Annotated in this window: 17 protein-coding genes; 3 read left to right on the top strand and 14 right to left on the bottom strand. The window is 62.1% G+C overall.

All coding sequences use genetic code 11. The features are described from left to right. The first annotated feature begins 139 nt into the window (after positions 1 to 139). Positions 140 to 1,360 (top strand): putative DNA modification/repair radical SAM protein, encoded by a 1,221-nt coding sequence (locus ACFY9W_RS22390; RefSeq protein WP_391134851.1) that lies wholly within the window; start codon positions 140 to 142, stop codon positions 1,358 to 1,360. Next, the gene (locus ACFY9W_RS22385) at positions 1,351 to 2,196 is read left to right on the top strand and encodes a TIGR03915 family putative DNA repair protein (RefSeq protein ID WP_391134849.1); all 846 of its coding nucleotides are present in this window, start codon (positions 1,351 to 1,353) and stop codon (positions 2,194 to 2,196) included. The genes ACFY9W_RS22390 and ACFY9W_RS22385 overlap by 10 nt, the downstream gene beginning before the upstream one ends. Before the next feature lie 299 nt (positions 2,197 to 2,495). On the opposite strand, the gene ACFY9W_RS22380 is transcribed toward ACFY9W_RS22385, so the two are convergent. The 9 genes from ACFY9W_RS22380 to ACFY9W_RS22340 all read right to left on the bottom strand — a co-directional run bounded on the left by ACFY9W_RS22380 (position 2,496) and on the right by ACFY9W_RS22340 (position 13,773). Then, positions 2,496 to 2,750: a PAAR domain-containing protein gene (locus tag ACFY9W_RS22380; protein ID WP_391134846.1), complete on the bottom strand. Its 255-nt coding sequence runs from the start codon at positions 2,748 to 2,750 to the stop codon at positions 2,496 to 2,498. Next, the gene (locus ACFY9W_RS22375; protein ID WP_391134843.1) at positions 2,747 to 3,565 is read right to left on the bottom strand and encodes a DUF6708 domain-containing protein; all 819 of its coding nucleotides are present in this window, start codon (positions 3,563 to 3,565) and stop codon (positions 2,747 to 2,749) included. The genes ACFY9W_RS22380 and ACFY9W_RS22375 overlap by 4 nt, the downstream gene beginning before the upstream one ends. Next, positions 3,558 to 6,776 (bottom strand): T6SS effector BTH_I2691 family protein, encoded by a 3,219-nt coding sequence (locus ACFY9W_RS22370; RefSeq protein ID WP_391134840.1) that lies wholly within the window; start codon positions 6,774 to 6,776, stop codon positions 3,558 to 3,560. Before ACFY9W_RS22370 ends, ACFY9W_RS22375 begins: the two co-directional genes overlap by 8 nt. After that, positions 6,773 to 7,696: a hypothetical protein gene (locus ACFY9W_RS22365; RefSeq protein WP_391134837.1), complete on the bottom strand. Its 924-nt coding sequence runs from the start codon at positions 7,694 to 7,696 to the stop codon at positions 6,773 to 6,775. The genes ACFY9W_RS22370 and ACFY9W_RS22365 overlap by 4 nt, the downstream gene beginning before the upstream one ends. Beyond that, positions 7,693 to 9,771, bottom strand: coding sequence for a type VI secretion system tip protein TssI/VgrG (locus ACFY9W_RS22360; RefSeq protein ID WP_391134834.1), 2,079 nt, complete (start codon positions 9,769 to 9,771; stop codon positions 7,693 to 7,695). Before ACFY9W_RS22360 ends, ACFY9W_RS22365 begins: the two co-directional genes overlap by 4 nt. Positions 9,772 to 9,783: 12 nt before the next feature. Continuing rightward, positions 9,784 to 10,665, bottom strand: a complete 882-nt coding sequence (icmH, locus tag ACFY9W_RS22355; protein ID WP_391134831.1) for a type IVB secretion system protein IcmH/DotU — start codon at positions 10,663 to 10,665, stop codon at positions 9,784 to 9,786. A 404-nt stretch (positions 10,666 to 11,069) separates the two neighbouring features. Further along, positions 11,070 to 12,041, bottom strand: a complete 972-nt coding sequence (locus ACFY9W_RS22350) for a 5-oxoprolinase/urea amidolyase family protein (RefSeq protein ID WP_391134828.1) — start codon at positions 12,039 to 12,041, stop codon at positions 11,070 to 11,072. After that, complete coding sequence (locus tag ACFY9W_RS22345; protein ID WP_391134825.1) at positions 12,038 to 12,925, bottom strand: carboxyltransferase domain-containing protein; 888 nt, start codon at positions 12,923 to 12,925, stop codon at positions 12,038 to 12,040. The genes ACFY9W_RS22350 and ACFY9W_RS22345 overlap by 4 nt, the downstream gene beginning before the upstream one ends. 89 nt (positions 12,926 to 13,014) lie before the next feature. After that, positions 13,015 to 13,773 (bottom strand): 5-oxoprolinase subunit PxpA, encoded by a 759-nt coding sequence (locus tag ACFY9W_RS22340; protein WP_391134822.1) that lies wholly within the window; start codon positions 13,771 to 13,773, stop codon positions 13,015 to 13,017. 120 nt (positions 13,774 to 13,893) lie between these two features. Here ACFY9W_RS22340 and ACFY9W_RS22335 point away from each other — a divergent pair, with 120 nt between their 5' ends. Further along, positions 13,894 to 14,811 carry a LysR substrate-binding domain-containing protein gene (locus tag ACFY9W_RS22335; protein ID WP_391134818.1) on the top strand — a complete coding sequence of 306 codons (918 nt, stop codon included), beginning with the start codon at positions 13,894 to 13,896 and terminating at the stop codon, positions 14,809 to 14,811. 8 nt (positions 14,812 to 14,819) lie between these two features. Here the strand turns inward: ACFY9W_RS22335 and ACFY9W_RS22330 are convergent, their stop codons facing one another. From ACFY9W_RS22330 to gtdA, 5 genes are all read right to left on the bottom strand, one after another. Next, positions 14,820 to 16,013, bottom strand: coding sequence for a 3-hydroxybenzoate 6-monooxygenase (locus ACFY9W_RS22330; protein WP_391134815.1), 1,194 nt, complete (start codon positions 16,011 to 16,013; stop codon positions 14,820 to 14,822). A gap of 29 nt (positions 16,014 to 16,042) precedes the next feature. Further along, positions 16,043 to 16,684, bottom strand: coding sequence for a maleylacetoacetate isomerase (gene maiA, locus ACFY9W_RS22325; protein WP_391134812.1), 642 nt, complete (start codon positions 16,682 to 16,684; stop codon positions 16,043 to 16,045). 18 nt (positions 16,685 to 16,702) lie between these two features. Further along, on the bottom strand, positions 16,703 to 18,055 hold the full coding sequence (locus tag ACFY9W_RS22320) for an MFS transporter (RefSeq protein WP_391134809.1): 1,353 nt from the start codon (positions 18,053 to 18,055) through the stop codon (positions 16,703 to 16,705). A gap of 81 nt (positions 18,056 to 18,136) precedes the next feature. After that, on the bottom strand, positions 18,137 to 18,835 hold the full coding sequence (locus ACFY9W_RS22315) for a fumarylacetoacetate hydrolase family protein (RefSeq protein WP_391134806.1): 699 nt from the start codon (positions 18,833 to 18,835) through the stop codon (positions 18,137 to 18,139). Between the two features lie 17 nt (positions 18,836 to 18,852). Next, positions 18,853 to 19,908, bottom strand: a complete 1,056-nt coding sequence (gtdA, locus tag ACFY9W_RS22310) for a gentisate 1,2-dioxygenase (RefSeq protein WP_391134803.1) — start codon at positions 19,906 to 19,908, stop codon at positions 18,853 to 18,855. Positions 19,909 to 19,974: the final 66 nt, after the last annotated feature.

Genomic DNA, 19,974 nt, shown 5'->3' with positions numbered 1-19,974 from the left:
TTCCGCGCCTCGTTGCTATCTGTAAGTCCAGCCACAAGCTTAGCTGACAGATTTAGTCGGGTATGGTTGACGTACAACCACTTGCAATCAATCGAATCTCAAAATACTGTATGAATATTCAGTACCAAGAGACAGACCCATGCAACTCATCGCCAAACTCGGCATCCTTGCCGACGCCGCCAAGTACGACGCATCGTGCGCCAGCAGCGGCGCGCCCAAACGCAATTCGCGCGGCGGCAATGGCCTGGGCGCTACCAATGGCATGGGCATCTGTCACAGCTACACCCCCGATGGCCGCTGTGTTTCGCTGCTCAAGGTGCTGCTGACCAATTTCTGCCTGTACGACTGCCAGTACTGCGTCAACCGCCGTTCCAGCAACGTGCCACGCGCGCGTTTCAGCCCCGAGGAAGTGGTACGCCTGACGCTGGATTTCTATCGGCGCAACTGCATCAGCGGCCTGTTCCTCAGTTCGGGCATCATCCGTTCGGCGGACTACACCATGGAGCAGCTGATCCGTGTAGCCCGGCTACTGCGCGAAGAGCACAACTTCCGCGGCTACATTCACCTCAAGACGATCCCTGATGCCGACCCGCTGCTGATCGAAGAGGCCGGCCGCCTGGCCGACCGCCTCAGCGTCAACATAGAACTGCCCACCGAAGCCAGCCTCAAGCGCCTGGCACCGGAAAAACACGCGCATACCATCCGCCAGGCCATGGGCGTGATTCACCAGGGCCAACAAGCGGTGGCCAACGAACCCAGGGCCCCGCGCTTCACCCCTGCCGGGCAAAGTACCCAAGTCATCGTCGGCGCCGACAGCACCGACGACAGCACCCTGCTGCGCAATGCCGAGTCGCTGTACCGGGGCTACGGCCTCAAGCGTGTGTACTACTCCGCCTTCAGCCCGATCCCCGACAGCCCTGGCAGCGTGCCCCTGGCTGCACCGCCGTTGCTGCGCGAACACCGCCTGTACCAGGCCGACTTCCTGCTGCGCGGCTACGGCTACAAAGCGGGCGAATTGCTTGGCCAGAGCGGCAACCTGGCGCTGGACATCGACCCCAAGCTGGCCTGGGCGCTGGCCAACCGTGACGTTTTCCCGCTGGATGTGAACCGCGCCGAACCTGCACTGCTGGCGCGCATTCCCGGTATCGGTTTGCGTAGCGTACAGCGCCTGGTCGCGCTGCGCCGGGAACGGCGAATCCGCTATGACGACCTGATCCAGTTGCGTTGCGTGCTGGACAAGGCGCGGCCGTTCATTGTCACCAGCGATTACCGCCCGGCACAGGCCGAGCTGCGCAGCGGCTTGTTGCGGGCGCGTTTGCGCGAGCCACAGGCGCCGGTGCAAATGGGATTGTGGGGATGATTGCGCTCGACTGCGATGACCGCTTCGCCACCTGGCGGGACCAGGCCCGCGTGTTGCTGGGGCACGGCATCGACCCATCGCAGGTTACCTGGTCACATGGCCCGATGGCCGACTTGCTGGCGGTGCCCGCGCCGCCCCCTGAAGGCCCAGGCCCTTTCCGCGCCAAGGTACCTGCCGCCCTGCTAAGTCAGTTGGAACAGGCTGCCCGTTACTGCGGCGAGCAACGTTGGAGCCTGCTATACGAAGTGCTGTGGCGGGTGGCCCATGGGGACCGCACGGCCATGCTGGCCGGCGACCGGTTGGGCAGTGAATTGCAACGGCGCATCAAGCAAGTCACCCGTGAGGCACATCACCTGCATGCATTTGTGCGCTTCGTGCCCTTGCCAGAGCCTCTGGCAGAGCGCCTGCAACTTGATCTGGTGGCCTATCACGAACCGGCACATGACATTCTGGAGAGCGCCAGCGCACATTTTGCCGACCGCCTGGGGCGTTTGCGCTGGTTGATCGCCACGCCACAGGATGGCATTCGCTTCGATGGCCAGGTTTTCGATTACCAACGCCAGTGCCCCAAGCACTGGCAGCAATGGGCGCGCAATGCTGAAGACCCTGGCGCTGAACTATGGCGCACCTATTACCGCCACACCTTCAACCCCGCCCGCCTCAACCCCGATGCCCTGCGCCTGCACATGCCCGGGCGGTTCTGGCGGCACTTACCGGAGGGTATGTTGATACCACAGCTTGAAGGCCTCGCCCGGCAAGGCAAGCAGCGGGACGGTCAGGCGCTGGAAGTGGCCGCCAAACCAGGCAAACAGATCAACGCACCAGCAGGTGGCTGACCACACAATTGGCTCGTGCAATATCTATAAAGTTGACGCGATTACTCTGTGGGAGATTGCCCAGCCCATGGGCTGCGCTGTCGCGCAGAGAACTGATGCCGGGCGCACCGCGTACCCTGTGGGAGCGGGCGTGCCCGCGAAGAATCCTACGCGGTGCATGGCACCGGCTGCGCCGGTGTTCGCGGGCATGCCCGCTCCCACAGGTACCGCGCTGGCTTTGAGTTAACGCGGTACCTGTGGGAGCGGCTTTAGCCGCGAACACCGGCGTAGCCGGGGCCATCCACTTCAATGCCTGTCCGTTAAAGCAACCAGCCAGCATCCCCCTCCTCCAGCACACCACCATGATCCGTCCGGTCGCCTTTACGCGCCACCGCCGCACCTTCGATCAGGAAATGCTCGGCCCCACTCTCGATCACCGCACCACACGTGGTCCGGTCGCCCACCCTGGCAACGGCCCTGCCGTTGAACGTATAGGCAGCACTGCCGCTCTCCACCTGGTTAACCCCATGCAGCGGACATTTGTGTTGATGGCCTACAAGTACAACCGGGCTCATAGGGTTTCTCCTTCAGACGGTGCAGTTCGGGATTCAAGATCAATCGCCACTGGCCAGTGAACTTTCGGCGCCAGGCAATGCATGTGGCTAAGGCCATCGTCATCGTTCCAGTCACGGGGTGGGTGCACGAATGTTGGCAGCGCTTCGGGGCCTTGTTGCATGAACAGCCGGGCGATGGCCCAGTAGGCTTCACCCTTATATAGGTTGGAGGCGAATTCCACGCGATCAATGACTTCATTGGTTTCGGGGTTGCGGACAGACAACTTGACGTTTTCGATAACACCGCCGTGGCCGGGGGCGTAGATTCGGTGGACCTCGGCGGTAACGTCATCCCAGTTATAGGCGACAGGTTTTACACCCCAGTGCTTACGGCTGAACAAGTAAATGTAGTGGTATCGGTATTGATAGAAATAGATTTTTCGTCGCAGACGATTAAAACGGATTGGTTCGTCCCTTGGAAGCACTAAATCCAACTTAGCAAATGGGATAATAGCCCAAAGCGAAACAATCGGCACTAAAAAACCAAGAACGTTAGTCAACCAATCATGCGACCAGTCGCCACTAAATAAATCCCAGTACATCCATAACATCAAACCAATCTGAAACATCAAAAGAGGAATACTGATCAAAGCTATAACACCACGCAAAATGATACTGGACCGAGGCAGTTCCAGATACACCTCGTCAATATAATTTGGCGGCGGCTTGATGTCCCCTACACTGAAGCGCGGTGCTGGCACCTCGTCAACGTGCGGAAGGTCGTAGCTCCAGCCTATCGCTCGCCCCCATAATGCTTTTGGTTCACGATTAATCATTTAGCCCCCGACTACACACCTCGACATATGCACTATCAATATTCCGATCAGGCCAATACATTAGCAACAACGTAGATGCAACAATAGAGTGACTTCCTATTGTCGACATAAGACCCACAACCCCAGACACCTCTAAGTTAACGACTCCACCCTCATCCATCGCAGCAACATGAATTTTTTTATCAAAACCAAAACCGCTTTTATAGTCAGGAAACCGCGGCACTGCGAAGCCTGAAAAACTAACAAACTTGGTTAAAGGGTCTACAGATGAGGCATGATACTCGTCAGCAAGAATGTACTCCCCACCCGTGAACTCAGGGAACTCGCCATCTCCGCACCGATGTAAAATCAAACTCCAACGGTAAGCTGAAATCTCTTCTTTATAACCTGGTAAAATTATTTGAAATTTCAGTTTCTGCTCTCTTTCCAGCCCGATCAGCCCTCCTATCCGTGGCGCTGTAGGATCGGTACTGAGAGTCGACTCGAAATGCAAGGCAGCCGTTACACCCAACGTGGCTGCGTTGAGCTCTGCAAACGCAATGTCTGCGTATTCAGGAGTTTTCCAATGGACAACTGGAATTTCATCTGCCCTTCCAAAGCAGCATCGCCTTGCCCAACGCTCTAACGGGGAAGATTCGTTTTTTTCAGCATGCTTGCTTAGCGCATATGCTCCCAGCATCAGCAGTAAAGCCAGGCCTAAAGGGCCAAGCAAAGACGTTTTAATAACCGCCACTGCAAAGGCTACAGACCCAGAACCATAAAGTGCCGCAGCCAGCCTATGCTGCTTTCGCGCCGTACTATCGCCAAATGCTTTAGCCCGTTGACTAGCAGCGACTGCCTGAGCCATGTCGAAAATGCCTGCCACAGAACTTATAACCGCACCGACTTTTATCAAGACCTCTCCAGCAATTGCGACGCCTCTAGTCCACGGCATGTTTACGTGAGCAACACCAGATCGCATGATTAGCCCAATCACCTCGATATTCCCCCCAAGCACTCCCAGCGTTGAGCCTTGCAACGCCAACTGTGCTTCATGAGCCTTTGGCCCAATCTCCGCTTCCGCTTTTTCCTGGTTTCTGGTCAAACTGTCATGCTGCAAGTACAACCCGCCTATCGCCAATAGCAGCTCCCAACTGCCTGCCACACCCCGCAACCCGCCAAAGCCGGTTCGCACCAGCTGTGCTGCTTGATGTGAAGTAATGCGCAGCCCCTGGAAGACTTTTCGCGCATCCGCCTCCAGCGTCCCCGCCGCCACCGAGATATCCACCAAGGTCCGCTGCGCCAAGCTGCTCGCCTGGGTCACCTTCATGTTGGCTTCATCCAGCAAACGGCCACGCACCTCCTCAGCTGTGCCCTCGATCCACACCGACACACTGATCATGGTGTTGGTAAACCGCGGATCAAGCACGGCCAGGCTCATCAGCCCGTGCTGCATGATCGGCCGTACCTTGTTCCAGGCCTTCGTTGAATGAATGTCGATGTCATCGATATTGCGATGCATCCGGTCCCTGGCCTCCGCAATCGACGCATTGGCCTTGTGCTGCAACTCGCGTAGGTGGGCACTCTGCAGGGCGTAGTACTCGCCCAGCTTCATCTTCACTTCCAGTTCGATCAGGTGCACGCCGTTGTAAAGGAACTGCGTCGCGCTGTTCAGATGCCGCACAGCGTTCTGGATACCCGCTGGCAAGCGAGGTGCCAGGCGCTGGCTGGCGGCGTTGAGGCCTCCTTGGGTTTCTGCGATGGCCTGCTTGAGGGTATTGCGCATGCGCAAGCCGGCGTCGTTGCTGGCAATGATCTTGCTCAGCATGCCGTAGAGCTTGTCGCTGTCATTCCAGTTGATGGCTTCGGCAGTGGCAAAGCTGGGAAGCAGGCCAGCCAGCAACGCGCGGTCGCGCATCAGCAATGCGCGGTACGGTGGGCTATCGGGGTCTTGCAGCCATTTCAGCCAGAGCGTTTCGCTGGTACCAGCCGCAGGCGTTGCATCGGGCGCCACCGCCTCGGTAATGCCACCGCCCAGGCACAGCGCCATGGTCTTGGCATACGCCACGCCAGACTCACGATGCGCACCGTCGTAGTCGTATTGTTCGGCCACCTTGAACATGGGCGTGTCGAACAGCGCGGCATACGCGCGGGCGTCCTTGTCGATGTAACCCTGAAATTCAGCTTCCTGCTGATCGTACTCGGCCTGGAACGCTGCCCGTTGCGGTTCATGGTAGCGCTGTTCGAGTTTATCGTCGCTGTCCTTCTGTGCCTGCTCGACCATACGAGGCCGGTCCAGCGTCGGATCTATCGGTACAAACGGTCCCCTACCCGCCATCGACTCCAGTGAAGGCACCTTCTGCGCCGCCCACTCCCGGTGCGTGGCGCGGATGACTTGCAGGATCTGTGAGGTCTGTAACTGATAGGCCCGCATAGGGTCTTCCCGCCAGACCTGGCGCTTCACCACCCAGTTCAAACGCTGGTGGTTGAACTCCTGAATCAAACCAACGGTGTCATCGAGCACCACCGCCAGCACGCCATTCTCCAGCTTGTGCCGGTTCATCGCATTGACCAGATACCCTTTCAGGGCAAACCGGCGCAGCCAGCGGGTGTGAAAGCCATGCGCACTGTCGAACGGCGAACACCCGTGCTGCGCATACTCGAACACTTCCTTGTCGACGTGCAGGTTGTCAGGCGTCATGGCGATGCCTGCCAACTCAGGATTGTTGCGTGCCTGGGTCAGGTCCACCCCTTCGAAGCGGTGCGCAGGCGCCTGGCCCTTCTTGTAGGCATTCAGCACACTCACCGGCCAAGGGTCGCTGGAGAAGGCCAGCCAGGCGCTGCCATATTGGTCGGTGTCGATGTTCAGGAAGGACGAGGGAATGTCGTGGTTTTCATTCGTACACTTTTCGGGCAGTGATGCAGGCAGGCCATCTGACGGCTCGTAGGGATTGAAGCGGCGCAGGTGGCCCTGCTCACTCACTTCGTAGGCATGCCAGACCTGCTGGTCGAGCAGCACATACAGGTACCCCATGCGCAACGTTCGTACGCCCAGCTTGGCCGAGATATGCAGGCTGCCGACCACAGTGGTGAGGCACTGCGGCCGGGTGTCCGGTACCAGGGCGCGGCGCAGGGGCAGGATCGGCAGGCCTTGCCGTTCGCAGGCCATGCACTGGTCGTGCAGGAGCGCAGCTTCTGCCAGCGCAAGGTTTACGGCTTCATTGATACTCATTGGCGCTCCTCGGATCCACGCAGGCTGTAAACCGTGCGTTGCCATTGCTCATCGGAGTACTGGGCAAACATCGACGTGAGCGGCCGTTGCCCTTTGGCAGCCGCGTCAATCATGCTTCGAACGGCGGGTACGGTATGCAGGCGGGAGTGAAGGCAAAGGTGATAGAGGGCGAACACCTGAATGTCATGTGTCGCGTTCAAGCCCAGCATGCGAGCGTCATCGATGAAGTTGGAGGCGCTTACGGCCGCGAAGGGCGGAATCTCGCGCTGGTTCATCAGGGATGAACCAGCCCTCAACTCCCTCCAGGCCGCGAGCACCCGTTCGATCATCTTCACATCACCCTGAATACGCAGTGCAGGCCCCGGCAAAGAATGCCGCTGCCCCCCATGCCCCTTGAGGTGAGCCAGCCTTCCACCACTGCTCAGGAACAACCAGTTGTTGATCGGCCACCACGGGCCATGCTCGACGTGCTTGAACGTCGCCGCGAGCAGCTCCAGGCGAACGGGTTCATAGACCGGGTAAATGCTGAACTTCCGCTCGGCATCGGGTATTCGGCACATGGTGGTGAGATGGGTGGCTACCGTGGCCGACGCTGCCTCGCTGAGCAGCCAGCCACACAGGTAGCGCCGGTGCTGGTGCAGCCCTTTGTATGCTGCACGCGCAGTCAGCTCCAGCAACTCACGGCTGGGCATCGTTCCGGGTGAAGCCAGGCAGGCCAGCACCGGGTGCAGGTGAGGTGCATGGGCCAGGTCAGCCCTGTACACGCGAGTCAATGCAGACGCACCCAAGGTTTCGCGCAGGTGTGCGAGCAAGGCATGGTCGCTTTTCCCCGCGATCGCCAGCGGGTCTATCAGCACATGGCAATGCAGGTGCGCCGCATGATGCCCTACGATGCGGCTGACCAGGCTGTCGACATTCATGCCTTGACCTCGCACTTGTTGCTGCCATCGGCTGTAAGCTCAAGTGACTGGCTATTGCCATCGCCTTTCGCAACAGCCTTGGTCTGCCCTTCAAGGTCAAGTGTCAGGCCATTGATTCTAATGCCCTGCGCATCCAGCACGATGCTGCCCCCAGGGCTTGTGAATTCGATACGCTCACTGGCCAGCAACCTGAAGACCGTCGTGCGTTGCTGCACCCCCTGCCCGACGCTGATCGATTGAGCCCCTTTGACCACAAGCTCGCTGTTGTTACCGATGACAACGCGATGGTTGGCGCCCGTTGTTTCGGTGTGGTTGTTACCCACCTGTTCGACAAGGTCGCACTTGATGTCCAAAAGGCTGTTTTGCCCTATGACCTGGGTATGGTTGTATGCCGTTTCCTGGCGGAAGCTGTTGCCGATGCTCAGGTGCTCATCATTGCCGACCTGCTCGATACGGTTACGCCCCACACGCGTGGTCTCATCCTGGCCGACCACATTGTTCTGGTCCCGCTGGGCATGGATGAAAACTTCCTCTTTGCCCAGTTCATCCTCGAAACGCAGTTCGTTGTAGCCGTCGCCTTTATGGGTCTGGCTCTTGATGGTCATGCGCGTCTTGTGCTCGGGCAGGTCATACGGCGGCAACTGGTCACCGCAGTAGGTCCGCCCGGTGATCATCGGCTGGTCCGGGTCGCCGTTGACGTACTGGATGATCACGTCCTGGCCGATGCGCGGAATGGCCATCGAACCCCAGCTGCCGCCAGCCCAGCCCTGCGACACACGCACCCAGCAGGAGCTGAACTCGTTGCCCTGGCTTTCCCGGTCCCAGGGGAAGCTGACCTTCACCCGGCCCCATTGGTCGCAGTAGATCTCCTCACCCTTCGGCCCGACCACCGTGGCCATGTGCGGCCCGTCGATGCGTGGCCGGGGCAAGGGCGCCGGGCGCCATTCGGCTCTGCCGGGGACCAGTACGGTTTCCTGCGTGTAGCGCGTGCCTTGCTGCGCACCCGCCGCTTCCTCCTGCAAGCTGGTGAACTGGCTGCCCTCGTGGTGCACGCGGCTGGCCCGCCAATGCAGGTTCAGGCCTTCGCGCGGGTGCCCGGTCAAGGTGAAGCTCAGCCCCGGTTGCAGGCGCACATCGTCGCCTTCCACCTCGGCCATGCGGGCGTCATGGCGCAGGGCGGTGATGCGGGTGGCAGTGAAGGGCACGCCCACCGCCTCGCGTTTGTAGCGGCCGGGGTAGTCGAAGCGTTCGTAGGGGGTGGACGGCTGCGTCAGGTCGCTGCCGTGGGCACGCTGTTCCAGGCGGTAAGCCGGGTGGGTGAAGGTGTAGTCGCGTTGCACCTGGCGGGTAGTCCGCACCTGTTCGCTGTAGCGCAGGCGGCGCAGGCAAGGCCGGGCCTGATCGCCGCCGCTGTTGGCGTGGTACAGCACCTGGTTGGGGTCGAGGTCGTCCTGCGCGAAGAAGCCGTCGTCCTCGTCATCCGCCTTGATCGCGCCCAGGCTGATCTGCCCGAAGGCCAGCAGCCGGTCGGTGATGATCAGCCTGTGCAGTTTGGGCGTGTGTTCGAAGCGGTAGACGAAGCCCTCTTCGGCGGCCAGCCGGGCGATGAAATCCAGGTCGGTTTCGCCGGCCTGCACGCAAAACTCACGCACCTCATGCTTGTCGATGCTTTTTAGCGTGTAGCCGGTAATACCCTGGCGCTCGAGCATGATTTCCAGTATCTGCGGCACGGTTTTCTGCTGGAAGATGCGCCAGTTCGAGCGCAGCCCGGCGCGAGCTAGCGTGGGTTCGACCAGGGCGTGGTAGCGGGTGCGATGGAAACCCGTTTCACCCTGGCTGAAGGTGCTGACCAGGCCGTGCACGTAGCGCAGCGGGCGCTCACCGCGCCAGACCGTGAACAGCACCGGCTTGTCGAGCAGTTGGCCGAAGTCGATATCGTCCTGGAAGCTGATCAGCTCCAGCTGCAGTTGAAAGGGCGAGCTGATGGCTTCGTCCAGTTCGAACGACACCACCTCGAACTCATTTCGGCCCACCAGCGGCTGGAAGGTAAAGCGCAAATCGGATTGGCTAGGCATGTGGCGTCCCCGCTACTGCTGGATGATGGCGTCGAGTGCTTCCAGCACTTGGGCGGTGACCAGGTCGAGGCGGTAGCTGTAGTAGCTGTAGGCGCAGACCATGGCGATGGCCGAAAGCACCAGCGGGCTCCACCAGGGCCACTCCCAGCCTGGCCCGCGGTAGGGGCGATCGACGACGTTGCTGTAGGGGTCGCACAGCTCTTCCGGCACGGGGCCGCGCAGCTCACGGATCACCTTGTGCATGCGCGAGATCAGGGCAGCGGCGATGTCATCGCACTTGGGGTCGAGGGCGTATTTGCCCCTGAGGCCCAGGCAAATGCAGAAGTACAGGAACTCCAGCACATCCTGGAATTCCTTGGGCGACTGCAGGACCCGTTCGATCAGCACGAAGATCTTTTCGCCGCCCTGGGTCTCGTCGTGGAAGATGCTGAGCAGCGGTTCGTGGCTCCAGCACGAAGGGTTGCCCCATGGGCGGCTCATCACGGCCTCGTCCAGGAACAGGCAAAGGCCGTAGGAATAGACTTCCTGCTGGGCAATGGGGTAGCCGTGCTGGCGGATCTCTTCGCGGATGTTGCGGACCTGTTGCTGCACGGTCTTGTGCACGTAGGCGATATTGGGCAGGTCATCCAGCGTGCGCAGGCGAATGACCAGGCCGAACAGCGGAGTTGCCGCGTCGAGCATCAGGTTTTTGAAGGCGCCACGTATCTGGAACTCCGGGTCGGCGGGGTAGCCTTCGTAGCCCGGCTGATCGGCTTGCCTTCCCTCGTCGGCCGGGTAAGGCGAGAGGGTATCCTGCGGGCCGTCAAGCATCCCGTGCAGGGTGTTTTCGGTTACATCGCGGGCATCGGCAGCGCCCTCGGGTTTTACCGGAGGGGTATCGGTTGGGCCGGGCATGAAGGGTCCTTGTCTACCAGCAGGCTGAAGACACGAACACTATCGGGGAATCAATTCTTCAAGGAGTCTGGGGCTTCCTAAACGGTTGTAGGATCCGTCTCTTCTTCGAGTTACCAGACATTTCTCTGGCAACATTTTGGATAAATACATGTAGGCAAAGGGGGCTCATGCCAGTCAGTTAAGCAATTTGGGGCCGCGTTGCGGCCCATCGCCGGCAAGCCAGCTCCCACAGGTACAGCGCATGGCTTGAGTTCAGTGCGATCGGTGTGGGAGCTGGCTTGCCTGCGATGGGCTGCGCAGCAGCCCCAGTATTCTTAACTGACTGGCATTAGGCAAAGGGGCCGCTTTGCGGCCCATCGCTGGCAAACCAGCCCCTATGGAAAAGCGGGCCCGCTTCATCAAAGTCAGGCAAACAGCTTGGCAACACACGCCAGCTTTTTCTTGTACGAACGCCGCGCTTCCAGTGCCTGCTCCAGGCTCACCGCCAGGAACCGTGCCTGCTGGTTGGGCTGCATCTGGCCGATCAGGTCGAGGTCGGCGCTGATCACCGTGCCGATCATGGCGTAACCACCACCGGACACGGCATCACGGTGCAGAATGATCGGCTCCAGGCCCGCAGGCACCTGGATCGAGCCGATCGGGTAGCAGCTGTCAACGATGTTGGAAGGGTCGGAACCTGCACCAAATGGTTGCTCCCGTGGCTGGAAGCTCAAGGCGCTGCCACCTTTGTAGCGGTAGCCGATACGGTCCGCTTCGGAGCCGACAGTCCAGGCCTGGGTAAAGAAGCTCTGCGCCGCAGCTTCGGTCAGACGATGGAAATACAGCCCTGGCACTACCCGCAACACGACCTCGCCACCCAAAGCCTGGCGCAGGGCCATGGGCAAGCTTGCTCCGGCCCGGGTCTTGCCACTCGCGACGCCGACCGGCAACAGGTCGCCGGCCATCAACTTGCGCCCGTGCAAGCCACCCAAGGCGCCCAGCGCGTAGGTAGAACGGCTGCCAAGCACCTGCGGCACGTCGATGCCGCCGGCCACGGCCACATACGCCCTGGCCCCCGCGGTGGGAAAGCCGAAGCTCAGCACCTGCCCGGCACGCACGGCAAACGCCGTGTCCGGGCGTTGCTCGCGGCCATCCAGCAACGCGGGCATCTGTGCACCGCATACGGCCACCAGCGCATCCTGCTGGAACTCCAGCTCCGGCCCCACCAGCGCGCACTCCAGGCCAGCCGCACCGGCCGGGTTACCCACCAGGTGGTTGGCAGCGCACAAGGCATACTGATCGAGCGCGCCGGACGGCGGGATGCCGAGGTGGTAATAGCCTTCACGGCCCAGGTCCTGGACCGAGGTGGCCAGGCCGGGTTTGATCACCTTGATCATGCCAGCACCTCCTGCAACGATTTGGGGTAGCCGACCGGGTCGGCGAGGAAGGCATCCAGAGAAAACTCCACCGGGCGGATACGCAGGTCGAAACGGCCCTCTTCCACATCCGCTACCGCCTGGTCGTAAGCCCTGCGGTCGATGGGCTTGAACTGCACGATGTCGCCTGGGCGGAAGAACACCATGTGCTGTTTCAGGTAATTCAACGTTTGCTGCGGGTCGTAGATCGGTGCCGGGGTGACGCCGAACATCTGGTAGCCCCCTGCCCCGCGCACCGAGTAGATGCAACCGAAGCAACCGCCATGGCCCAAGGTGAGCTTGGGGGTGTCGGTGCGCGGGCGCAGGTATTTGGGCACCTCCAGTTGCCGCTCGCGCTCGACCATCTGGAACATGAACGGCAGGCCCGCCACGAAACCGACCATCGATACGAACCAGGGCGCGCCACTGTGGGCGGCGATGAATGCGTCCACATCGGCCAGGCCGTTGATACGCGCCGCGTACTCAAGATCGGTGCTGTCCGGGTCCTGATGGCGGTCGCGGAAACGCATCAGGGTTTCATGGGTCCACGGGTCGTTGTACAGCACCGGGATCTCGATGATCCGCGTCTGCAACGAGCGCTCGGCCACGGCCTGCGCTTCGGCGCCTTGCACCGCTTCGAGCAGCGCCTGCGGCGCAATGCGATCCGGATCAAAGCGGATCTGGAACGAGGCGTTGGCCAGGCACACGTCCAGCACGCCATCCAGGGCCAACCGCTCCACTGCGCGGGTGACGGCCATGCCTTTGAAGAAGGCTTCCAGCGACATGCTTTCGCTGACTTCGGCAAACAGATGCTCGTCGGCGCCGAAGCTGTAGCGGATCGGGGTTGTAGCAAGCGGTTCGGCCATGACTGTTCCTTTTCTTGGAATCTTTATAGAAAGGCAGGCGAAAACAAAATGCACGGGCTCCGGCCTGTACCGGCCGGATACCTCTCGACTCAGCGCGGCGCGCGCACCACGATCCCCGCCGCGTCCAGCGCCTTGCGCGTGGTTTCGACCAGGTCGAGCGCACCGGGGGTATCGCTGTGCAGGCAGATGGAATCGAACGCGATGGCCAGGTCCTGGCCTTCGACCGTGCGTACCACGCCTTGCTGGCAAGCGCGCAGTACCCGGTCTGCAACGGCCTTGGGGTCGTAGCCACGCACATTGCGGGTAAACACGATGGAGCCGCTCAGGTCGTACTCGCGGTCGGCGTAGAACTCGCGAACCACCGGTTGGCCGAGCGCCTGGGCAATATGGCAAATCACCGAGCCCGGCATGCAATACAACAGCAGTTCAGGCTCGATCACCCGCAGGTTTTCCACCAGCAACCGCGCGGCAGCTTCGTCACGCGCCAGGTGCATGTACAGCGCACCGTGCGGCTTGATGTGCTGCAGGCGCACGCCTTGGGCGCGGGCGATTTCACGCAGTGCGCCCAGCTGGTAGAGCATGTCGTCGACCAGTTCCTGGGCAGGCGCGTTGATATGCCTGCGGCCGAAACCGACCAGGTCACGGAAACCCGGGTGCGCACCCACCGCCACGCCCAAGGCCTTGGCCCGTTCCACGGTGCGGCGCATGGTGCCGGGGTCGCCGGCATGGAAGCCGGTGGCGATGTTGGCGCTGCTGATGTAGCCCATCAGCTCGTTGTCGACGCCGTCGCCAATGGTCCATGGGCCAAACCCCTCGCCCATGTCCGAGTTGAAATCCACCACCTGCATGACTGCTTCTCCTGGCGCTTGTGACTGCATGCCAGCCACGTTAGATTCTCCTCACCCCCTTGGGAAGATCTATAAACAGATAGGGTGTCTTCGGAAAATCAGATACCCCAGGAGCCTACCGTGTCACTGACCCTGCGCCAGGTCCGCTATTTCGTTGCCACTGCCGAGATCGGCCAGATTTCCCAGGCGGCCATCCACCTGAACATTTCGCAGTCGGCGGTGACCACGGCGATCAAGGAGCTGGAGGCCATGTTGGGTGTGCTGCTGTTCCAGCGTTCGGCCCAGGGCATGAACCTGACCGAGGCCGGCCGGCACTTTCTGAACCGCGCCTATGTGATCTTGCGCAGTGTCGATGACGCCCTGAACAGCCCGCTGCCGGACGTGCGTGCCAATGGCCTGCTGCGCCTGGCGGCCAGTTACACAGTGATCGGCTACTTCCTGCCTCACCACTTGCAGCGGCTTGAGCACTGGCACCCGGACGTGACCCTGGAGCTGTACGAGCAGGAACGCAGCGCCATCGAACAAGGCTTGCTGGAGGGGCGTTTCGACATGGCGGTAGTGCTCACTGCCAACCTCACCCACCCTGATATTGTCTCTGAGACGCTGTTCAACTCCGAGCGCCGGCTGTGGCTGCCCGGCCACCACCCGCTGTGCGAGCGCTCGTCGGTGAGCCTGGCCGATGTGGCCTGCGAGCCGTTCATCCTGCTGACCGTGGACGAAGCCGAACAGAGCGCCATGCGTTATTGGGAGCAGGCCGGGCAGCGCCCGAGCGTGCGGGTGCGCACCAGTTCGGTGGAGGCAGTGCGCAGCATGGTCGCCAATGGCAGTGGCGTGGCCATCCTGTCGGACCTGGTGCACAGGCCCTGGTCTCTGGAGGGCAAGCGCATCGAAACAGTGACCATCAGCGACCCGGTGACGCCGATGAGCGTAGGGCTGGCCTGGCATCGGGAACGGGCGTTCAGCCCGGCGATGCAGGCCGTGCGCAACTACTTCCATGATGCATTTCTGGCGCCGCAGCAGTTGTCTGCCCGGCGTTGAGCCTGCGATCAGTGTTTCAGGCAGCTGTCGATATTCCAGCCGTACAACCACTGCACCGCATCGTGAAACTGCTCTTGCGAACGCCCTGCCCACAACTGGTTGCGCACCAGCCGCTCTACACCCTTGGCATGGTACAGCCGCCCCATTTCCCGCGCCGACCACAACACCCGGGCGGTACGTGGAATACGGACCGACTCGTACAAGCGGAATGCCGCCTGCAGGTCATGCTCACACGCCTTCACTGCCTGCCCCAGCACCACCGCATCTTCCAGTGCCATGCACGCCCCCTGGGCCAGGTACTGGGTCATCGGGTGTGCGGCGTCACCCAGCAAGGTCGCCCGCCCTTCGCCCCACTGCTCCACCGGGTCGCGGTCGGCAGTGGCCCAGCGGCGCCAGGAAGTTGGCCGGTCGAGCATCTGCCGTGGCCGTTCATGAATGCCCTCGAAGTACGACAGCACCTCTTCCTTGCTGCCATCGGTCACACCCCACTGTTCCTCGTTGCGGCTGTGGAAGGTCACCACCAGGTTGTACTGCTGGCCGCCGCGCAGCGGGTAGTGCACCAGGTGGCAACGGGGGCCCGCCCACAGCATAGGGGCGTTGACGCGCAGGTCTTCGGGCATGTTCTGCACATCCACCACTGCGCGGTACACCACATGCCCGGTGACCCGCGCCGGGTCGCCGACCATGCGCTCACGGATCACCGACTTGACGCCGTCGCAGCCGATGACCGCGTCAGCCTGGTAACGGTTGCCCTTGCTGTCGGTCAGGGTCACGCCCTGGTCGTCCATCTCCATGCCGGCGATGTGGGTCGAGGTCTGGAAGCGGATCAGCGGGTTCTGCTGCACGGCTTGCAGGATCGACAGGTGAATGTCGGCACGGTGGATCACGCCATACGGGTTGCCGAAGCGCTGGCGGAAACGCTCACCCACCTCGATGCGCCCCACCTCGTGGGCATCGATGGCATCCATCATGATCAGGTGGTCGGTGAACACCGAGCGGTTGCGCGCTGCATCACCCACGCCCAGCGCATCCAGCGCGGCATAGGCGTTGGGGCCAAGCTGAATGCCCGCGCCGATCTCACCGATATGGTCGGCCTGCTCCAGCAGCAGCACCTGGATACCTTGCGCGGTCAGGGCCTGGGCGGCTGCAAGGCCACCGATACCGCCACCGACGAGGATGATTTTTTGTTGTTTGGCAGTCATGGTTGGGGTCTCCGTACAGGCTGCGTTTCTTATTGGATGAAATCGGGTTGGCGGCCTGGAGCCGCGCGCTCGAACGCGGGTTGTGCCTGGCAGTGCTCGTACACCGCCATCACCCGCGGGTAGGCTTGCAGGTCGCAGCCCATGCGCTCGGCGTTGGCCACTTGCGGCACCAGGCAGCAATCCGCCAGGGTGGGTTGCTCACCAAAGCAGTACGGGCCAGCGCCATGGCGTTGGAGTAAGGCTTCGAGTGCAGCCAGGCCCTCGGCCACCCAATGGGCGTACCAGCGGTCTTTATCCTCAGCGCCCACTTCCAGCACCCGCTGCAGGTAGCCCAGCACACGTACATTGTTCAACGGGTGGATATCGCAGGCGATCAGTTGTGCAACTTCCAGCACCCGTGCGCGCAGCAGCGGCTGCTTGGGCAACAACGGCGCCTGGGGGTACTGCGCATCGAGGTAGTCGATGATGGCCAGCGACTGGGTCAGGCTGATGCCGTCGTTGCCGACCAGTACAGGTACGCCACCGATCGGGCTGAGTTCACGGTGCTGCGCCTGGCGTTGCTCGCCGGCCCGCAGGTTGATGCCGTGGTAATCCACCTCCAGGCCTTTGAGTGCCAGGGCAATGCGTACCCGGTACGAGGTGGAACTGTTGAAAAAGCTGTAAAGCTGCATGGCAGTAGTCCTGCTGGATCAGAGCGTGATGTGGGGGTTGGCGTGCAGCACGGCAGTCGGCCGCATGCCCTTGAAGAAAATCGCCGCAGCAACCAGTACGGCGGGCACCATGAGCACACCGAACAGCACCTCGAAGGACAGCCCGGCATCCATCAGCAATGCGCCGCCAAAGGTGCCGCACACCGAGCCGATGCGCCCTACCCCGTGCGCCCAGCTCACCCCGGTGGCGCGGCTGCTGGTGGGGTAGAAAGCGGCAGCCAGGGCATTGGCGCCTACCTGCGAACCACTGATGCAAAAACCCATGCCGGCCACGCTCAGGCCCAGCAGTGAGTAGTCGCCGTGGCTCTGGCCGATGGCAAACAGGCACGCTGCGCCACCGAGCAAGGCCAGCACCAGCACGCGGTGCGGGTTGAAGCGGTCCATGGCCGCGCCCAGGCACAGCGCCCCCAGGGTGCCGCCAATCTGGAACAACGCACTGATCAACGCCGCCTGGCTCAGGCTCAGGCCGGTGTCACGTACCAGCAGCGGCAGCCAGTTGGTCATGCCGTAGATGATCAGCAGGCTCATGAAGAACGCCAGCCACAGCGCCAGGGTGCCACGGCGTAATGGCGGAGCCAGAATCTGGCGCACAGGCGAATGGCCTTCGACAACGTCGTCGATGCGCAAACCCTGGCAACCGCTCGGCAGTGCGCCGATGCGCTGCAAGATGGCCAGTGCCTTGGTGTCACGCGGGTTGCGTCGCGCCAGAAAGCGCACCGACTCGGGCAGGGCCACTACCAGTACCGGTAGCAACGCCAGCGGCAAGACGCCCCCCAGCGCCAGCACACTGCGCCAGCCAAACAGCGGCAACAGCTGCGCAGCGACCACGCCACCCAACGCCGAACCCAGCGTAAAGCCGCAAAACATGCCGGTCACCATCAGCGAGCGGCGGCGTTGCGGGCAATACTCCGACGTCAGGGTAATGGCATTGGGCATTGCCCCGCCCAGCCCCAGCCCTGTAAGCAGTCGCAACAACGCCAGGCTGTGCAAGTCCTGGGCGAACGCAGCGGCCAGGCTGAAGGCGCCGAAGCAGGCCACCGACAACAACAGCACCCGCTTGCGGCCAAAACGGTCGGCCAACGGCCCGGCCATGAAGGCGCCGAGCATCAAACCGACCAGCGCGGCACCCAGCACCGGGCCAAGGTCGGCAGCGCCGATCTGCCAGTGCTCGCGTAGCGCCGGGGCAATGAAACCGATGGCAGCCGTGTCCAGGCCATCGATGGCTGTCACCAGAAAACACAGCAGCAGGATGCGCCACTGAAAGCTGGCAACAGGCTGGCTGTCGATGAAGGCTTGTACATCCACGGTATTGTTTTTGTCGGTGGAAGACATGAGCGAAACCTCCGGGCCGGCGCCAGGCGCAGGCCACGTGTATAACCGGGAGGAAGGGCCGACTGCGCCGGCCCGGGGCTATCAGAAGACGCGGACGTGGATTTCGCCCAGGCCATCGACACCACCCACCATCAACTCGCCCGCGACCACCGGGCCAACGCCTTCGGGGGTGCCGGTCATGATCAAGTCACCGGGTTGCAGCTCGAAGAAACGCGACAGGTAGGCGATGGTTTCGGGCACCGACCAGATCAGCTTGTCGATGTCACTGCGCTGGCGGTCCGCACCTTCCACCTGCAGCCAGATGCCCGCCTGTGCCGGGTGGCCAACCTCGCTGGCCGGGTACAGCGGTGCAATGGGCGCAGAAGCGTCGAACGCCTTGCCGATTTCCCAGGGGCGGCCCATCTCGCGCATTTTCATCTGCAGGTCCCGGCGGGTCATGTCCAGGCCTACCGCGTAGCCCCAGACGTGGTCACTGGCCTGTTCCAGCGGGATGTTGCGCCCGCCTTTGCCAATGGCCGCGACCAGCTCGATCTCGTAGTGGTAGTTGCTGGTCTCGGCCGGGTAGGCCAGCTCCAGGGTCTGGCCCTCGGCTACCGGTACCACGGCGTCAGCCGGCTTGCAGAAGAAGAACGGTGGTTCGCGATCAGGGTCAAAGCCCATTTCGCGGGCGTGGGCCGCGTAGTTGCGGCCCACGCAGTACACGCGGCGTACCGGGAAACGCTGGTCACTGCCGGCAATCGGCAAGCTGGTGGTGGCGGCAGGTTCGAACAGGTAGGTCATGGCAGGGTTTCCTTGGATCAATGGTCTTCGCGGGCTTCGCGCAGCAGCCCAAGGGCCTCCTGCACAGGCCGGTCGGAATAGCTGAACAGCACACACTCGTCGTCGGCTTGCAGGCTCAACGGCACCCAGCTCGGCACCACGAAGGTGTCCTTGGGTTCGAAGCTGAAGGCCTGCCCACCGATGATGGCGCGGCCCCGGCCCTCGACCACCGAATACACGGTGGCGTCGGTGCAGCGGGCTGTCTTGCCGACAAAGCCACGCGGCAGCAGCTGCATGCAGGTGCCGATGGTGGGCATGGCCCAGCCGCCAGTGGCCGGGTTGACGTAGCGCAGCTTCACCCCGTCCCAGGCATCCAGCTCGCCCTGGCGCTCAAGGGTGGCCAGGGCTTCGCGGGTGCGGGCATAGGGGTAGCTGAAAATCGGCGAGGTGGCGCCCCGTACTTCGTGACGCAGCGGCAGCATGTTGGCGCCGTAGCGGGCCAGGCTGTTGCCCTCGGGGCGACTGACGGGCTGCACTGCTTCGGGGTAGTTCTCGGCAAAGCCGGCGCCATAGAAACGCACGGTGGGGATATCGAGGCCGTCCAGCCAGATCACCGGCTCGCCACCTTCGGCCTCGCTCAGGTTGCCATGGTCGTGCCAGGTCCAGGACGGGGTGATGATGAAGTCGCCTGGGTGCATGGTGGTGCGCTCGCCATCCACCGCCGTATAGGCGCCCTTGCCTTCGACCACGAAACGCAGCGCAGACTGGCTGTGGCGGTGGCTGGGGGCAATTTCGCCCGGCAGGATCAGTTGCAAACCGGCATACAGGCTGGGGGTGATGGAGGCCTGGCCACGGATACCAGGGTTTTCCAGTACCAGCACCCGGCGTACCGCCTCTTCTGCGCTGATCAGCTGGCCGGCCTCCATCAAGTACGGGCGCACCTCGCTGAAACGCCAGAGCGCGGGAACGCAAGAGGTAGTGGGCTGTGCCGGCACCAGGTTGTGCAGTTGCTCCCACAGCGGGAACAGCGCCTGGCTGTCGATACGTTGATAGAAGCCGGCGCGGGCCGTGCCGATGTTGTCGTTGTTATTCATCGCTTCACCTGTGGTGGGCTGTATGGGGCGAATGGCAGTGGCAGCGCCCCCGTTGTGGGAGCGATT

It is taken from the genome of Pseudomonas sp. NPDC008258 (assembly GCF_042956345.1).
Classification (GTDB): Bacteria; Pseudomonadota; Gammaproteobacteria; order Pseudomonadales; family Pseudomonadaceae; genus Aquipseudomonas.
Note: the sequence above shows the minus strand (reverse complement) of the source record. Positions and strands in the feature narration are given on the sequence as shown.

Coding starts and splice junctions, on each gene's coding strand:
- icmH (WP_391134831.1), bottom strand. CDS start 10,665: ATGCCCGGCCCAACCGATACCCCTCCGGTAAAACCCGAGGGCGCTGCC.
- ACFY9W_RS22380 (WP_391134846.1), bottom strand. CDS start 2,750: ATGAGCCCGGTTGTACTTGTAGGCCATCAACACAAATGTCCGCTGCAT.
- ACFY9W_RS22345 (WP_391134825.1), bottom strand. CDS start 12,925: ATGGCCGAACCGCTTGCTACAACCCCGATCCGCTACAGCTTCGGCGCC.
- ACFY9W_RS22365 (WP_391134837.1), bottom strand. CDS start 7,696: ATGAATGTCGACAGCCTGGTCAGCCGCATCGTAGGGCATCATGCGGCG.
- ACFY9W_RS22375 (WP_391134843.1), bottom strand. CDS start 3,565: ATGATTAATCGTGAACCAAAAGCATTATGGGGGCGAGCGATAGGCTGG.
- maiA (WP_391134812.1), bottom strand. CDS start 16,684: ATGCAGCTTTACAGCTTTTTCAACAGTTCCACCTCGTACCGGGTACGC.
- ACFY9W_RS22340 (WP_391134822.1), bottom strand. CDS start 13,773: ATGCAGGTGGTGGATTTCAACTCGGACATGGGCGAGGGGTTTGGCCCA.
- ACFY9W_RS22315 (WP_391134806.1), bottom strand. CDS start 18,835: ATGACCTACCTGTTCGAACCTGCCGCCACCACCAGCTTGCCGATTGCC.
- ACFY9W_RS22370 (WP_391134840.1), bottom strand. CDS start 6,776: ATGAGTATCAATGAAGCCGTAAACCTTGCGCTGGCAGAAGCTGCGCTC.
- ACFY9W_RS22330 (WP_391134815.1), bottom strand. CDS start 16,013: ATGACTGCCAAACAACAAAAAATCATCCTCGTCGGTGGCGGTATCGGT.
- ACFY9W_RS22360 (WP_391134834.1), bottom strand. CDS start 9,771: ATGCCTAGCCAATCCGATTTGCGCTTTACCTTCCAGCCGCTGGTGGGC.
- ACFY9W_RS22320 (WP_391134809.1), bottom strand. CDS start 18,055: ATGTCTTCCACCGACAAAAACAATACCGTGGATGTACAAGCCTTCATC.
- gtdA (WP_391134803.1), bottom strand. CDS start 19,908: ATGAATAACAACGACAACATCGGCACGGCCCGCGCCGGCTTCTATCAA.
- ACFY9W_RS22390 (WP_391134851.1), top strand. CDS start 140: ATGCAACTCATCGCCAAACTCGGCATCCTTGCCGACGCCGCCAAGTAC.
- ACFY9W_RS22350 (WP_391134828.1), bottom strand. CDS start 12,041: ATGATCAAGGTGATCAAACCCGGCCTGGCCACCTCGGTCCAGGACCTG.